10 protein-coding genes are annotated in these 16322 nt (G+C 74.0%); 4 read left to right on the top strand and 6 right to left on the bottom strand.

The features are described from left to right. Positions 1 to 28: 28 nt before the first annotated feature. The 3 genes from E1291_RS16590 to E1291_RS16600 form a co-directional block, all read right to left on the bottom strand. Positions 29 to 3130, bottom strand: coding sequence for an AfsR/SARP family transcriptional regulator (locus E1291_RS16590; RefSeq protein WP_165495146.1), 3102 nt, complete (start codon positions 3128 to 3130; stop codon positions 29 to 31). A gap of 62 nt (positions 3131 to 3192) precedes the next feature. Next, complete coding sequence (locus E1291_RS16595; RefSeq protein ID WP_131738714.1) at positions 3193 to 6303, bottom strand: AfsR/SARP family transcriptional regulator; 3111 nt, start codon at positions 6301 to 6303, stop codon at positions 3193 to 3195. 238 nt (positions 6304 to 6541) lie between these two features. After that, the gene (locus E1291_RS16600; RefSeq protein ID WP_131738715.1) at positions 6542 to 7762 is read right to left on the bottom strand and encodes a nucleotidyl cyclase domain-containing protein; all 1221 of its coding nucleotides are present in this window, start codon (positions 7760 to 7762) and stop codon (positions 6542 to 6544) included. A gap of 132 nt (positions 7763 to 7894) precedes the next feature. On the opposite strand from E1291_RS16600, the gene E1291_RS16605 reads away from it, so the two are divergent. Then, the gene (locus E1291_RS16605; RefSeq protein ID WP_131738716.1) at positions 7895 to 10372 is read left to right on the top strand and encodes a tetratricopeptide repeat protein; all 2478 of its coding nucleotides are present in this window, start codon (positions 7895 to 7897) and stop codon (positions 10370 to 10372) included. 41 nt (positions 10373 to 10413) lie between these two features. Here the strand turns inward: E1291_RS16605 and E1291_RS16610 are convergent, their stop codons facing one another. Continuing rightward, positions 10414 to 11010 carry a hypothetical protein gene (locus tag E1291_RS16610; RefSeq protein WP_131738717.1) on the bottom strand — a complete coding sequence of 199 codons (597 nt, stop codon included), beginning with the start codon at positions 11008 to 11010 and terminating at the stop codon, positions 10414 to 10416. Between the two features lie 143 nt (positions 11011 to 11153). On the opposite strand from E1291_RS16610, the gene E1291_RS16615 reads away from it, so the two are divergent. From E1291_RS16615 to E1291_RS16625, 3 genes are all read left to right on the top strand, one after another. Next, positions 11154 to 12026, top strand: a complete 873-nt coding sequence (locus E1291_RS16615; protein WP_131738718.1) for a 5'-methylthioadenosine/S-adenosylhomocysteine nucleosidase family protein — start codon at positions 11154 to 11156, stop codon at positions 12024 to 12026. A 719-nt stretch (positions 12027 to 12745) separates the two neighbouring features. After that, positions 12746 to 13471 carry a S1 family peptidase gene (locus E1291_RS16620; protein ID WP_131738719.1) on the top strand — a complete coding sequence of 242 codons (726 nt, stop codon included), beginning with the start codon at positions 12746 to 12748 and terminating at the stop codon, positions 13469 to 13471. Positions 13472 to 13501: 30 nt separating this feature from the next. After that, positions 13502 to 14065 (top strand): snapalysin family zinc-dependent metalloprotease, encoded by a 564-nt coding sequence (locus E1291_RS16625; RefSeq protein WP_131738720.1) that lies wholly within the window; start codon positions 13502 to 13504, stop codon positions 14063 to 14065. Positions 14066 to 14583: 518 nt separating this feature from the next. Here the strand turns inward: E1291_RS16625 and E1291_RS16630 are convergent. Together E1291_RS16630 and E1291_RS16635 are read right to left on the bottom strand one after the other, a co-directional pair. After that, a complete protein-coding gene (locus E1291_RS16630; protein ID WP_131738721.1) occupies positions 14584 to 14862 on the bottom strand; it encodes a hypothetical protein in 279 nt (92 codons plus the stop codon). 361 nt (positions 14863 to 15223) lie between these two features. Beyond that, complete coding sequence (locus E1291_RS16635; RefSeq protein ID WP_131738722.1) at positions 15224 to 16027, bottom strand: hypothetical protein; 804 nt, start codon at positions 16025 to 16027, stop codon at positions 15224 to 15226. Positions 16028 to 16322: the final 295 nt, after the last annotated feature.

The raw sequence follows: 16322 nt of genomic DNA on the forward strand, positions 1-16322 counted from the left end.
GGCGTCCCGGGCCGGGGGAGGCCCCGGCTCAGGACGCCGGTTCGAGGCTCGCGAGCAGCCGCACCGCCCGCGCCTCAAGCCCGCCGAAGCCGTGCTCGCGGGCGATCGCCACGGCCGCCTGGGCGTGCTCGTACGACTCGGGGGCGCGGCCCGCGGCGAGATGGGCGCGGGCCAGCCCGATCAAGGACATGGACAGGTTGTAGGGATGTACCGTGCCCTGCTTGGAGGCCGCCACGGCGTGCTCGTGCGCCTCGATCGCGTCCTCGGCCCGGCCCTGGTTGCGGCGGACGCCGCCGAGGGCGTTCCAGACGTTGACGGTGATGCACCGGTTGCGCAGCCCCTCGGACCGGGCGAGCGCCTCACGGGCGGCCTCCGCCGCCCCCGCCAGGTCACCGCCCTCGTTGAGCGCCGTCGCCAGGTAGGCCAGGCAGTCCGCCTGGTGGTAGCGGCTCCCGAGCGTGGACGCCTGCTCGACCGCCGCGCGCAGCAGCTCCGCGGCCCGCTCGTACCGGCCGAGCAGCGTGTGGCACCGGCCGACCACCATCAGGCACTCGACCCGCTGCACGGTCGTCTCGGCGCGGGTCGCCGCGTCCAGCGCCTCCTCCAGCAGCGTCAGCGCCCGCTCGCCGCGCCCGGCCAGCAGCTCGACCGCGCCCAGGCCGAGCGGCGCCGCGACGGCGAGGAACGGCGGCGGCTCCGGGCCCACGGCGGGGCCGGCGAGCCCGGCGAAGCACGTCCGGGCCCCCTCCAGATCCCCCATCTCCAGCCGGACGGACCCGTGCCACACCGTGAGCGGCGGCAGGCCGGGCGAGGCCGCGCCGCCGTGGTCGAGCGCGTCGGTGACGTAGCGCAGCGCGGTCGCGAGATCGCCCAGGTTCCGGTGCTCCCAGACCAGGGAGCCGACCATCGCGGTCTCGGCGACCGGGTCGCCCGCGTCCCGCGCCGCCCGCAGCCCGGCGTTCGCCGCGGTCAGGTACTCGGTGTGGTGCCCGCGGATGCCGAGGTACCACGCCATCGCCTCGGCCAGCCGCCACGCCACCGGCCGCGGGCCGTGCTCCGCGCAGTGCTCGATCACCGCGACGAGGCCGGGCCGCTCGGCGTCCAGCCAGCGCAGCGCCTCGGTCCGGTCCCGGGGGACGAACGGGGGGACCGCCTCTCCGGACGCCTCTCCGGAGACGTCGCCGGACGGATCGCCGGGTTCGGGAGGCGCCGTCGCGAACTCCGGGTACAGCACGCCCACCGCGTCGCCGACCGCGCGCAGCTGCCAGCCGAACAGCCGGTCGCGCGCCGCCGCCGCGTCCTGCTCGCCGTCCTCGGCCCGGACCCGGTCCGCGGCGTACTCCGACACCAGGTCGTGCATCTGGTACCGGTTCCCGGGCAGCCGCTGGACGAGGCTCGCGGCGGCCAGCCGCTCCAGCGCCCGCCCGGCCTCGCGGCGGGTGCCGCCGGCCAGCACCGCCATCGTCTCCGGGGTGACGTCCGGGCCGGGGAACAGCGCGAACAGCCGGAACATCGCGCGGGCCTCCGGCGGCAGCGAGACGTAGGACAGGTCGAACGCCCGCGCGACGGCGATGTGCTCGTCGCCGTCCAGCGCGAGCGCCCGCACGCGGCCGTCCTCCAGGAAACGCCGGATGTAGCCGCCGATGTCGGGCCGGTGGCTGCCGGCGAGATTGCTCGCCGCGATCCGCAGCGCCAGCGGCAGCCGCCCGCACAGCTCCGCGAGCTGCGCGGCCGCCGCCCGCTGCGGCGTGGTGACCCGCTCCCCGAGGATCGCCGTGAGCAGCCCCGCCGACTCCCGCTCGCTCAGCGTGTCGAGCCGGATCCGGCGCGCGCCGTCGCGCGCCGCCAGCGCGGTGAGCTCGTCGCGCGCGGTCACCAGCAGCGCGCAGCCGGGCTCGCCGGGGATCAGCGGGCGCACCTGGCCGGCCGAGGCGGCGTTGTCCAGCGTGATGAGCACCCGCTTGCCGCGCAGCGCCGTGCGGTAGGCGGCGACCAGCTCGTCCTCGTCCACGGGGATGTGCTCGGCCGCGTGCCCGAGCGCGCGCAGCAGCCGGGCGAGCACCGCCGGGGTCGACGGGCCCCGGACCGCCGAGTAGGCGTGCAGGTCCACGAAGAACCGCCCGTCCGGGAACGCCTCGCTCAGCCGGTGGGCCGCGCGGACGGCGAACGCGGTCTTGCCCACGCCCGGCGGGCCGGACACCGTGACCACCGGGACGGACACCTGGCCCCCGCCGCGCAGAAGCCGGACGGCCCGGTCCAGCTCGGGCCCCCGTCCCACGAAGTTCCCGATCGCCGGCGGCAGCTGCGATCCAGCCCGTACCGGTTCGGCCGGGGCCGGTTCCGCGGGTTCCCCTCCGGTCACCGTGGCCGCCTCCCTCGGCGGGCCCGGGGTGGCGAGCTCGGGGTCGGCCACCAGGATCGACCCGTGCAGTTCCCGCAGCGCCGGGCCGGGGACCACGCCGAGTTCGCGCGCGAGGTTGCCGGAGACCGCCTGGTAGGCGGCGACGGCCTCGGCCTGCCGCCCGGCGCGGTACAGGGCCAGCATGAGCTGCCCCCACAGGTCCTCGCGCAGCGGGTTCTCCGCCGCCAGCTCGCGCAGCCGGCCGATGGCGCCGTGGTGCAGGCCCGCGCGGAGCTTCACCTCGAACCGCTCGTGCTCGGCCCGCAGCCGCAGCTCCTGCAGGCGGGCCGCCTCGGCGTGCAGCGCCTCGGACGGCACGTCGGCCAGCGGCTCGGCGCGCCACAGCCGCATCGCCTCGTCGAGCGCCGACTCGGCCCGGCCGAGGTCCCCGCCGGCCGCGAGCGCCCGGCCCCGCTCCACCAGGTTCCCGAAGCGGAGCAGGTCGAGCGCCTCGTCGTCGATCTCCAGCCGGTAGCCGTCCGGCGTCGTGCGGATGAGCTCGGGCGCCTCGCACAGCTGCCGCAGGCGCATCAGGAAGACCCGCAGCGAGGCCGTCGGCCGCGCCGGCCCGTCCGGGCCCCAGACGTTCTCGGCCAGCTCGCCGAGCGAGACGTCCCGGTTCGCGCGCAGTAACAGCGTCGCCAGCACCACCCGCAGCTTCGGGGCGCTCACCGGGACCGGCGCGCCGTCCCGGCGGACCTCCAGCGGTCCCAGCAGACCGAATTCCATCTGTGGACGCATACGTCGACCGACCCCCGTCCGTTCGAAACGTCACTTCTGGACTGACTTGTCTAACCCTTCGACCCTAACCCGGTGAAATGGCTTTCGCAGTCACTGACCAGATTCGCCGCGGCGGCCTCGTGAAATGCGAAGCCGTGCCTCCTGGCGATGGAAAGGGCTTCGTGCGCGTGCAGCAGCCCCGCCTCCGGATCGCCCGATCGGAGACGGGCGTGCGCCAAACCGAGATGCGCCTGCGACAACCCGTAGGGAAAACCATTCACCTCGGCCCGTTCACGCGCTTCCTCGTGCCAGGTAACAGCAGTTTCAGCTTCGCCGCGGCGCTGGAGAATGGTGCCGAGAACGTTGCGGACGGTCACGTCGAACCACCGGCCGCCGTCCTGCCGGACCAGGTCCACGGCGGTCTTGGCGGTGCTCAGCGCGACGGTGGGGGAGCCGGCGCGGTCCAGCGCGTCCGCCAGGAAGATCATGATGAGCGGCTTCAGCCGGATGCCGGTCCGGTGGGCGAGGTCGAGGGCGGCGCGCAGGTGGTCGATCGCCGCGTCGAGGTCGTCCTCGAACGTCGCGGCGCGGCCGAGCAGGGCCCGCGCCTCCGCCTCCAGGATCGGCGCCCGGATCCCGCGCGCCAGCTCCGCCGCCGCGCCGAGGCGCGCCCGCGCGCGGGACGGATGGCCGCCGATGAGGTCCGCCGCGCCGAGCCCGATCAGCGCCCACGACCGCAGGAACGGCCACGCGGCGTCGGACTCGTCGAGGGCGCACATGTGCTCCAGGTGGTCGCGCGCCTCGGCGAGCCGTCCCAGATCGAGCAGGACCCCGGCGAGGACGCCGTGCGCCGCGGACACGACCCGCGGCTCCGGCCCGTCCGCCCCCGCCGCCAGCACCCGCCGGAGATGCCACAGCGCGACCGGGTGGTCGCCCAGGTTCCGGTGGGCCCAGCCGAGGTGCAGCCGCATCACCGTCTCCGCCGCCGTGTCGCCCTGCTCGTGCGCCGCGGCCAGCACGGCGTTCGTGGTGGCGAGCTGCTCGGCGTGGTGACCGTTCAGCCCCAGGTAGACCCACAGCCGGTCGACGATCTGCCAGGCCAGCGGCAGCAGCCCGGAGCGGGCGCCGTGCTCGGCCGCCGCCAGCAGGTTCAGGCGCTCGTGGTCCAGCCAGCCCCGGGCCGCGCGGTGGTCGGCGAACTCGGGCAGCGGGGCCGCGGGCGGCGGCGCCGCCGGGGCCGCCGTCGGCATCCCCGGGTGCAGGACCGCCGACGCGCGGTCCGCCGCATGCAGATACCACGCCAGCAGCCGGACCAGCGCCGCCCGCGCCTCCGCCTCGCCGATCCGCTCCGCCCGCCGCAGCAGCGCGTAGTCGCGCAGCAGGTCGTGCAGGTGGTACCGGCCGCCCGCCCGGCGCTGGACGAGGTTCGCCGTGGCCAGCCGCTCCAGCCGGCGGGCCGCCGGCACGACCGGCACCCCGGTCAGCGCCGCCACCGCCTCGGGCGTGAAGTCCGGACCGGGGACGAGCCCGAGCAGCTGGAACGTGCGCTGGACCGGCGGCGGCAGCTCGGCGTAGGACAGGTCGAACGCCGCCCTGGTGGCCACCTCGCCGCTCTCGGTGGCGAGCGCGGCCAGCCGCCCGGAGCCGAACTCCCGGACGTAGGCCGACACGTCCGGCCGGACCCGGCCCGCCAGGTTGGCGGCGGCCGTCCGCAGCGCCAGCGGCAGGTACCCGCACAGCTCGGCCAGCCGCTCGACCGCGCCGGCCTGGCCCGCGACGGCGTCCTCGCCGAGGATCCGGGTCAGCAGCTCGGCCGCCGCCGCGGGCTCCAGCACCCCCAGCGGCACCAGCCGCGCGTCGTTGGTCACGATCAGCCCGCGCAGCTCGTGCCGGCTCGTGACGAGGACGGCGCACCCCGGCGTGCCCGGCAGGAGGGGCCGGACCTGCTCGGCGCTGGCCGCGTTGTCCAGCACCACCAGCACGCGCCTGCCGTCCAGCATCGCCCTGTAGACCGCGGCCTGCTCGTCCCGCTCCACGGGCACCTGGTCGGGCGGGACGCCGAGCGCGCGCAGGAAACCGGCCAGCACCGCCGTCGTGGCCCGCGGCGCCCCGGCCGAGTGGCCCCGCAGGTCGGCGAAGAGCTGCCCGTCCGGGAACCGCTCGTGCGTCCGCCGGGCCACGAACGCCGCCAGCGCGGTCTTGCCGACCCCGGGTGCCCCGCACACCGTCACCACGGGCATCACCGCGGGCATCACCTCGGGCGCGGTCGCGCCGGTGCCGCCCGCGCCGAGCAACCCGGCGATCGCCTCAGCGTCGTCCTCGCGGCCCACGAAGTCGGACACCACGGGCGCCACCTGCGACGGCGGCGCCACGGCCGCGCTCTCCCGGGGCGCCGGAACCGGGTCCAGGGACGGGTCCCGGGCGAGGATCGCCGAGCGCAGGTCCTCCACCTCCTGCCCGGGGTCGATCCCCAGCTCCTCGGCGAGCAGGTCGCGCACGGCGCGGTAGGCGTCCAGGGCCGCCGCCCCGTCACCGGAGCGGTACTGGGCGAGCATGAGCTGCGCCCAGAACTGCTCGCGCAGCGGATGCAGCTCGGTCAGCCGCCGCAGCGGCCCGACCAGGGCCCGGTGCCCTCCGTCGCGCAGCATCGCGTCGTTGCGCGCGGCCTCGACGTCCAGCCTTCGCTCGCGCAGGCGCGGCACCTCGACCCGGTGCAGGAACTCCGAGCTGACGTCCGCCAGCGCCGGGCCGCGCCACTCGGCCAGCGCCCGGTCGAACAGCGCGACGGCGGCGCCGGGGCCGCCGGCCGCCGACGCGGCCAGCCCCCGTGCCGCCAGGTCCTCGAAGCGGCACAGATCGAGGTCGCCGTCCCCGACCCGCAGCACGTACCCGGTCGAGGTGGTCTCGATCGGCCCCGGCTCGCCCAGCGCCCGCCGCAGTCGCATGGCGTAGACGCGCAGCGCGGGCACCGCCCGCCGGGGCTCGTCGTCCGCCCAGACGCACTCGGCCAGCTCGTCGATCGACACCGGCCGGCCGGCCCGCACCAGCAGCGCCGCCAGCATCGACCGCTGCTTGGCGGCGCTGACCCGCACCGGCGTCCCGTCCCGATGCACCTGGAGCGTGCCCAGCACCCCGAACCCGAGCCGCGGCCCCTCCGCGCGGACGTCCCCCGTGGCCTCCACTCGATGCCCTCCCACTTCCGGTCATCGGACTCCGCCGGACACGACCGGGCCGTCGCCGAACCGCCCCGCCGTGCCGCCGCCCGTGATCATCGAAGTGAACGAGAAATGAAGGAGCCGCTCCTCCGCGCGCCGTCCACCCGCGTCCCCCCGCGGCCCGGCTGCGCTCGTCACACGAAAACCCAAGCCCACCATAGGGAGCCTGTGTGACGCTAAAGCCGCCCGATCGGCGCGGCCCCGGTCAGAGCACGCGGGTGCGGGCGTCCTCGCACCCGGGGCCCGTGATGAGGTCCAGCAGGCCGGTGAAGACCTGGCCGGACGCCGGGGTGGTCAGGTAGTGCGGCATGTCGGCGCGCTCCAGCTGGTGGACGCCGACGGCGGCGTGCTGCAGGCAGGGGGAGTAGAGGAGCAGGGCGCCCGGCGCGTGCAGGTCGACGCCGAGGGCCGCCAGCCCGGGGAACGCCGGAGTCTGGTGGACGCGCAGGCCGCCGGCGTCCGCCCCGTGCCGCTCCTTGAACCGGGCGAACATCGCCAGCGAGTTCTTGATCTTCGTGGCCAGGTCCTCGCGGCGCAGCTGGGACCACAGCGCCGTGGTCTCGCTCGCCGGATCCAGCAGCACGCAGTCGTAGACCCCGCCCCGCCGCAGGAACGACAGCACCGCGTCCCGGTAGCGCGCCGGGCGCTCGGTGGTGACCAGGTAGCGGGCGCAGGTGTGCAGCGCCGTGCCCAGGTCGAGGACGGTCTCGGCGGCGGCGTCCACCAACCGCGCCTTCTCCGCCTGCGCGGGCCGCTGCGCGTAGGCGTGCACCGGCGCCCCGCCGGCGAGCCCCCGGCCGCCCAGCCAGGACCGCAGCCCCTCGGCCGCGGACCCGCCCGGCCCCATCACGTAGACCCGGTGGGACTCGTAGGTGCCAGCGGGCGTGAACAGCCCGGCGAAGTCCCCGCAGACCCGGTGCACGGCCTCGGAGATCATCAGGCAGTCGGCGGGCGCCGCGCGCTCCAGATGCGCGGCGAAGTTGAGGTCGGGGGAGTGGATCGCCCCGGTGTCGTGGCCCGCCGCGTACCGGATCGGTCCCTTGTGCACCGCCGCCCGCAGCCGCAGCGTCCCGTGCAGCCCTGCCGGCGCCAGCTCGGCGCGCAGCGCGGGCAGGTCGACGGCCATGATCGAGTGCGCCACCCCGAGCGCGCAGTCGCGGGCCGTGCTCTCGTCGTCGTCGTGGAACACCAGGCAGCCGCCGTCGCCGCGCCAGCTCCACAGCGCCGTCCGGCCGCAGCGCAGCCGCGCGGACAGCTCGGCCGTCCGCGCCACCACGCGCCCGCGCAGCAGGTCGAAGGCGTGCGCGGCGCGGTCCCGCGGGTTGTCGCGGACGATGCTGGAGTAACCGGCGGCGTCGAGGAACAGGATGTAGACGTTGTCATAGGTCAGTCCGGGGCGGAACGGCGTCTCATCGATCACTGACATGCGCGGGACCCTCGCCGCCTTTCCTGTACCGCTCGTCCGGCACCGCTTTTTCAGTGCCGCCGTTACTGCGCTCCATTTCGAGTGTCCACGCCGCGCTCGGGCCTTAAAGTGAAGTGTCCGTTGGAGGCCATCATGAGCGACGTGTCGGCGGCCGTCTTCACCGCCTGGCGAGCCTCCGGAGAGGCGCGGCGGGCCCCGTTGGACGGCCTCGGGATTCCGCGCGACATCGCCCTGCGCAGCAGATACCTCCATTTGCTGGACCCCGAGGCGCCCCCGGGCCCGTGGGATCCCGGGCTGACCCGCGAGCACTGGGACGAGATCATCCGGGTGGAGACCGACCTCGACCGGGCGGTCCGCCGCGACGACCTCGACGGGGCGCGCGACCTGTGCGCGCGCCTGCGCGACCTCGAACCGTCCGCCGGCCACCGCGTCGTCACCGTCCACGCCCGGCTCGCCCTCGGCGACGTCGCGCGCGCCCGCGACGACGCCGAGGGCGCCGTCGGCGAGTACGAGGCGGTCCTGGCGATCTGCCGGGACGACGGCTACCGCTTCGGCAGGATGCGCGCCCTCGTCGCGCTCGGCTACGTCACGCTGATGTACCACTCGGCCGGCGCCGCCCGGACCCGGTTCGGCGAGGCCCTGGACCTCGCCCACGCGCTGGGCGACCTGGGCTACGGCGCCAACGCGGCGCTGGGCCTGGCCGAATGCCACGAGCGGCTGGGCGACCTGCCCGCCGCGGCCGACCTCGCCCGGACGGCGCTGGCGGCCTTCGACGACCTCGGCAACGCGCTGGGCCGGGCCAACGCGGCCGGACGGCTCGGCGCCGTCCTGCACCGTCTCGGCGACGCCGAAGGGGCCCGCGCGTGCCACGAGCGGGCCTTCACCGACTGCCAGCGCGTCCGCAACCCGATGGGCATCACCAACGCCCTGAGCGGCCTGGCCGACATCATGCTGGACGAGGGCCGGCACGACGGCGCCGAGGAGTACTTCCTCGCCGCGCTGCGCACCGCCGAACATGCCGGGCTGGCCCGCAGCCGCGCCCACGCGCTCCAGGACCTCGGCCGGGTCGCCCACGCCCGCGAGGACTGGGCGGCCTCCGCCGAGCGGTTCGAGCTCGCCCTCGCCGCCTACCAGGACCTCGACGAACTCCTCGGCATGGGCAACGCCGCGCACCGGCTGGCCCAGTCCTACGAGCGGCTCGGCGACCCGGCCGAGTCGCTGCGCGTGCGCGTCCAGGCGGTGTTCGCCGTGGAGGAGTACCGCGCGACCCACCGCGACGAGCGCTCCCAGGCCGAGTACCGGGCCCGCTTCGGGGCCACGTACTCCATGGCGCTGGAGGGCGCGTCCCGGCACGGATACCCGGGAACGTTCGCGCTCGTCGCCGACTGCCTGGCCGGACGCCGCCTGGCGGGCCTGCTGGAGGAGACCGTCCGGCTGGAGGCCGACGGGCGCGAGCGCTCCTCGCTCAGCGACCTGCTGGAACGCGCCGACCGGAACCTGACCGGGGAGACGGGCCGCCGCGCGCGGGTCGTGCGGTCGCTCGGCGTCCCCGCGGCTCCCGCGCCGGAGGGCACGCCGATCGACGACATGCTCGCCGCCCTCTACCTCCCGCCCGCCGAGAGCGGCGACGGGCTGCTCGACGCGCTCCCCGGCGGCTGCCACGTCCTCCAGGTCCTCCTCGACCCGCAGGACGGCTCGCGCCTGCGCTGGCTCTGGCGCGACGCGGGCGGCGAGGTCCGGCTGGGCGGCACCGAGCTGACGGAGCGGGCCGTCGAGCTGATCCGCCTTCTGCAGGGCAACGACGACCGGCGCGCCGCGCTGCGCCCGGCCGACCTGGGGCCCCTGTCGGCGCTCCTGCCCGACGGGCTGCGGGACGCGCTCGCGGCCGGCGGCGGGCACCGGCTCCTGCTCGTCCCGGTCGGGGAGCTGTGGCTGGTGCCGTGGAGCGCGGTGCCGGTGACCGCTTCCCGGATGCTGGGAGAGGCCGCCTGCTACGTGCTGTGCCCATCCCTGACGGTCCAGCGGCGGCTCGCGTCCCGGGACCGGGCGGCGCCCGCCCGCCCGCAGCGGGTCCACGTCTGGCGCAGCCCGCTGATCAGGCGGCACGCCCTGGAAACGCTGGAGACCGACGCCGGCTGGGACGTCGAGGCGCTGCCCAGCGCCGCCGCCGCCCGGGACTGCTTCGGCGCGGGCGTCGACGCGATGATCGTCACCGCGCACGGCCGTCCCGCGCCCGGCCCGATCCACTACCTGGAGCTCGACCGGGACGCCCGGCTGCGGCCCGTCGACCTCATCGGCCGCCGCCCGCCGCACCGCCTGGTGGCCATAGCCTGCTGGGGCGGCGCCGTCCCCGACCGTCCGCCGACCGACCCGCTGAGCCTGGCGACGATCGCGCTGGCCGGCGGCTCCGCGGAGGTGCTGGCCACCGTCGGGGAGCTCGGCGACACGTTCGTGGCCACCCGGTACGTCGAGGAATTCCTCGCGGCCATGCCGGGCCGCCCGATCTGGGAGGCGCTGCACGAGGCGACGCGCTGGCTGCTGGGGCAGGAGGGCGTCCGCGCGGAGCGCGTCCACCACTGGGCACCGCTGGTGCCGATGGGGACGTTCTGACCCCGGTGCGCGACCTGGCCGGAGCTCAACCGGGCCGGCGTTCAACCGGCGAAGGCGAAGTCTCCCTGCGACACGTCCAGGTGGAACGGCAGCGGCTCCCGCGTCTCGGCCTTCACCCGGTTCACCGCGCCGAGCAGCGTGTAGGCGTAGGTGACCCGCGCGTCGAGGACGCCGGTCAGCCGGTCCGTCCCCCGCGGCGACTCCAGCACCGCGAGGACGGCCCGTCCGCTCGCGCGCATCCCGGCCGCGCGGTCCGCGGCGGTCAGCTGCCAGGTCAGGCGGTGGCGTCCCGAGCCCCGGGTGAGCAGCAGGGCGTCGGCCGTCCCGCCCGGCGGGGCCGCCCCGTAGGACGGCTCGCCGAGGTTCAGCGCGCGGACGTCCTCGTCGTCGAACGTCGCCCGCACGGTCGCCTCGACGTACCGCCGCCCCTCGGGCGGCTCCTCCAGGTCGAACGGCAGGATGAGAACGGTGTGGTGCCACTGACGCAGGTCGGGGCGGCGGCGCGCCAGCTCGGTCAGCTCCGCCGCGGCGACCGGATGCACCGTCGGGCGCCCGAACTCCACGCCCGCCTCGCGGACGAACCGGCTGTCCCGGCCGAGCACGGGCTCCTCGACGTAGAGGTCGAGACGATGGGTCACGAAGGGTCGTCCGTCCGCTCACGGCCACGCGGGCGGCCGGACGCGGCATCGCGCGCCCGTCCTCCGGCGCCTTGACTAAAGTGAGACTACCCTCGCGTCCTCGGCGCCCGGAGCCGTTCGCGCGCGAACCCCCTGGAGCCGACATGAACGGACCGGCGGACCGTCCGCTCGACCTCCCCCTCGGCGGTCTCCTGGCCTCGTCCGAGGTCCCCGGCCTGGAACTGCGGCCCGGCGCCGGCCGTCCCCTCGCCCCGGACGCCCCCGCGGTCGTGATCCTCACGGCGCTGAACGCCGAGTACAGGGCGGTGCGGGCCCTGCTCCACGACAGGGTCGTCGAACGCCACGCGACGGGCACGGTGTTCGAGGTCGGCCGATTCCGCGAGGTGGGACTGCGGGTGGTGACCGCCGTCGCGGGGGAGGGAACGCTCAACGCCGCGGTCGTCACCGAGCGCGCCGTGCGGCACTGGCGGCCCGAGGCCGTCCTGTACGTGGGCGTGGCGGGCGGCCTCAAGGACGACATCGGCCTCGGTGACGTGGTGGTCGGCACGAAGATCTACGCCCCGCACGGCGGCAAGGAGCAGCGGGACGCCTTCCTGGCCCGCCCCCAGGCATGGGAGGCGTCCCACGACCTGACGCAGATCGCCCGCCTCGTCGAGTACGGGCGCCCCTGGACGGACCTCCTCGACGAGCCGCCGGAGACCGTCCCGGCGGTGCACTTCAAACCCATCGTCGCGGGCGACGTCGTCCTCAACTCCCGGACCTCGCCGCTGGCCCGCCAGCTGCACGGCACCTACAACGACGCCGCCGCCATCGAGATGGAGAGCGCGGGCAGCGCCAAGGCCGCCCAGATGAACCACGGCTGCCGCACGCTGACCGTCCGCGGGATCAGCGACCACGCCGACGGGGAGAAGACCGCCGCCGACGCGGCGGGCTCCCAGCCCAGGGCCGCCGCGCACGCGGCGGCCTTCGCGCTGGCCCTCGTCGCCGAGATGGCGGCCATCGGCCTTGGCGGATAATCGCCTCCGCCGCGTTCCCGCGGCCATCTTATTTACGCGGGTTCGTTGTGCAATTCTTGCCTTGGACAATGGTTATCCGTGCCTTGATCTCCACGGGGAGCGGGGCACCGCATTCCCTCGTCGCCCCGCTGGTCACCGCGACGGCGGCCGTCCGCGCGGTACGCCGCCGCCCCGAAAAGGACCGTGCCAGGAATCTCCGGCGGCCCCCCTCAGCTCGGCCTGCCGCGAACGCTGCCAATCTTCACCCCCTCCACTGGTCACTTGCCGACGAACTTCACCCGCGCAAGAAACGATCAAGGCACCGATCTGCGGCGATGGGTTCGCCCGAATCCATGACCGCAAAGAGGTCTTGCCCGCCATTAGAAGTCGTGGTTAGCGTATCCAGCTGATAGGAAACGGTTTCCTATCAGATAAGTGCGATGCCCCAGCCCCCGCCCCCACTCCCGCCCCCCGCCCCACGGCATCGCCGGTATCACCCGAATGGACGTGCCCGCCGCGACGGAACGCGGCCCGCCCGCCATTCGGGAATCACATGGCCCGATGACGCCATGCGCGGCCGCGCGCCGGCCCCGCCATGGCGTGACCCGGCCGTGCTCGGCGGCCCGGTGACGGGCCCCGGGACCCGAGCGTCCCCGCCGTTCCGGGTCGTGCCCCCGGACCTGCCGCGCAGCGTCCGGAGGCCCACCGGCGGCACGAACCGCCCCGATAGGAGACCTGCCATGCGCAAGATCTTCCAAGCGACGCTGGGCGCGTGCGCCCTCACCCTCGCCATGTACGGCACGACGGCCGCCAGCGCCGCCGAGCCCACCGGTCCCGCCGGCGGCGCGCCGATCATCGGCGGGCACAACGCCACCGAGACCTACTCCTGGATGGTGGCGCTGAGCAACGGCTGCGGCGGCAGCCTCGTCGCACCCCAGTGGATCGTCACCGCGAACCACTGCGGCTCGGCGTCCTCGGGCCGCGCCGGCTCCAACAGCAAGAGCTCCGGCGGCGAGACCGTCCGGATCGACCGGCGCTCCACCAAGCCCGGTACCGACCTCACCGTGATGCACCTGAGCAGCCCCGCCACCGGCGCCCCGGTGAAGATGGCCCAGACCAACCCGGCGGCGAACACCCCGGTCCGGCTGCTCGGCTTCGGCTGCATGAGCTGGCCGAACTGCCGGCAGGCCACGACCCTCCAGGAGATCGACCTCACGATCCTGCCGAGCAGCAGCTGCTCGGCCGGCGGCGGCACCGCCAACGACGTGTGCGTCTCCGGCGACCGCGGCCACTCGGCGTGCCACGGCGACTCCGGCGGCCCGGCCGTCACCGGCACCCGCGGCAACTGGACCCTCGTCGGCGAGACCCACGGCCCCGGCGACAACCGCGGCGAGTGCGCCACCTCCACCCTCTACACCGGCATCGCCCCCCACCTGGCCTGGATCAACCAGCAGATCGGCCGCTGACCCCCGCCCCCCGAGCGAAGGAACCCCCTCATGTCCTTCCGCAAGATCACCTCAGCGCTGGCCCTCACCCTCGGCCTCGCCTTCCTCGCCCCGTTCACCGGATCGGCGACCGCCGCGACTCCGGCCCCGGCCCCGGTGGCGGTCCGCACGATCTACTACGACGCCACCCAGGCCCAGGAGTTCAAGGCCGCCGTCGACGAGGGCGCCGAGGCGTGGAACAAGGCCGTCCCCACCATCTCGCTGAAGCCCGCCACCGCCGGCCAGGCCACCATCCGCGTGTACGCCGACAACGGCTGGCCGCGCACCATGTCCCAGGGCTTCGGCCGCGCCACCATCTACATGGGCCGCGAGGCCGTCAACGACGGCTTCTACCCGCCCCGCATCGCCGCCCATGAGCTCGGCCACGCCCTCGGCCTGCCCGACAACCGCAACGGCCGCTGCGACTACCTGATGTCCGGCCACAGCTCCCCGACGTCCTGCAAGGTCACCGCCCCGCACGCGACCGAGGCCGCCCAGGTCAAGCGCAACGCCGGCGGCTTCCTCTCCACCACCTTCACCCGCCAACTCCAATACACCGACTGCTTCAAGTTCTGACGCTCCCCCACCCACAGCGCGGGCACGGCCTCCGGACCGTGCCCGCGCCGCGGCATTGTGGGCAATGGTGCGGGACGAAGCCCAGTCGCTAGCGCTGCAAGAACCGCCGCACCAACTGCGGCCGATGCCACTGACACCGTCAGCAGGGGAGGCTCGGCATATCAGTTGTCCTTGTACCTGCGAGGCGGAGCCTCGCCATCGAGTCCCCAACAGAATTCTGAGTGTTAGGAGGGCACGAAAGACCCGGTCGGCGCCTCCGGGGCGTGCGGTGACCAGCCGCCGAATGGAGACAGGACTGATGCCCTCGCCGCGCAGATTCTAGGTGGTGACCTCCCGGTACGCGCGTTTCCGGATCAGGCGAGGGTGGCGAAGGCTTGCTGGGCGAGGACGTACGGGCAGCCCGGCGAGAACCTCCTCGGCCTGCTCGGCGGGGAACACCATCGCTGTACCGCTAGTCATCCATTCGCCACCGACGGGCACGATCCCGCCGACCGTGATCGTGTCTCGGGTGAGTGGACTCACGCCCTCCGGCCCGATGTTGGACCGGACCCGGTACGTGAGCTCGTCGATGTGTTGAACGCGACAATGCCGTCGTCGCTGTGCGGCCCCTCGATCTCGAACATGGCTTGAACCAGATCCCGCCGGCCCAGCAGCAGATCCTTTCTCGTCCGCCGGCAGGTCGGGATGATCGGCGACGAACCGCTCGACCACCAGGTCGCCACGTTCGAGCCGGTATGTGCACAGAAACGCCCGATTACAGAGTGCGGCGCACTCTGGTCGTCGTCGACATCGACCACGCGTGGGCAGTCGACGGGAGATGCCGGGGAGCGATGGGATTGACTGTGCCTCTCGGTGAAGGTGCAGGCACTGGCGCCGCCGGTCGTGTCGCTGAATCGGTCCAGTAAACGCCTGCCGTCGCACAGATACCCAGCTTCTCAGAAGCGAAGAGGGATTTGAGGGGAGCGGTCGTCGCTGTCCGGCTTCTGGCAGTAGGCGGCGTTCGCGACGCGGATTGTCGGTCCCGTTCGTCTATGCGTTCTGGCTGCCTGCCTCCGCGCTGGCGATCGTGTCGTACGGCGGTGGTGCGCTGGCAGGCGGCCACGCCGTCACGCGCCTCAGTGGCGGCCAAGCCCAGGCAGGGGTGGACGCCCTCCACTATCAAAAGCGCTGCAGCCAGTCTCTCAAGCGGAGCCGCATGCTGGTTCGCGGAGTGCCTGGTCTCTCGACTTCGAACTGTTGCAGGAGTTCCCGTATCTGGTCGCTCGCATCGACCATGTTTCCGCCATCGCGGATCAGCATATGCCTGTGCCACCAGAAGGTGAGCCACACAGCGCAAGGAAGAGAGACCCCTGCGGGCAGGCCCAGAAGCAGCCAAGGCTGGTCAGCGGCGAGTGCGCTGCCTGTGGCCAGCAGCACCCCGGCGATCACCGAGAGGACTATCCCGGATCGGGTCATCCGACTCGCAGCTGTCCAGCAACTTTGGAAACTCCGATGCCGAGGTGCTCGGGCCTTGACTGACGTTCCGTGAGCTTTGAGGTCGTCGGCGAGGTTCTGCCACCTCTCATACTCTTGTGAGCTGAGGATCGTGACCGAGGGAAGGCCGGTCAGGTAGCTGATGTCCTGGCGGTAGATCTGAGGGCTGACGCGGCTCGGGCGCGACATTCGTGCGAGCGCCGAATGTAGCCATGCCGCCAGGAGGCCGCTGCAAAAAGCCAGGAAGATTGTCACGTACGCCCAGACAAACCCACCGGAAGGCGCGTCGGATGCTCCACGCCCTGCTGTCGCCCCGGTGATGGAGCCGATGAGGATATAGAAGATCGAGTCGAGCCAGACCTCTGGTTTCGCCTGGCTGATTCGGTAGGTCCACCACTGAAACGCAACCGCGGCCCCGGCAAGAAGCGGCGGGGCGAGCCCGAGAACAGTCTCCGCCATCGCGAAATAGAACCATCGCTGGGCATCCATGGAACGCAGACTGCCAGCTTCTACTGACAAGAGTCACCCCGCGTTTGGGGGCCGTCCGATGTGGGGCTCAGCCGACTGCGAAGGTCTCCATCTGCTTGATGACGAGCACCACCGCCTCCCGCTCCTCGGGCGGGTAGCCGATCCTGGCCGGCAGGCGCCGCGCGCTGCCGCAGTTTGGCCTGGAAGGGTTCTAAGTTAGAGGGTGTCTGAAAAGGGTCAGGGCGGGGCATGTTGCCTGATGCCGCGCCCTGAGTGTGGAGACGATGGTGGCCGGGCGTTCCCCCTACCCGACCGA

Source organism: Actinomadura roseirufa (assembly GCF_900659635.1).
Classification (GTDB): Bacteria; Actinomycetota; Actinomycetes; order Streptosporangiales; family Streptosporangiaceae; genus Spirillospora; species Spirillospora roseirufa.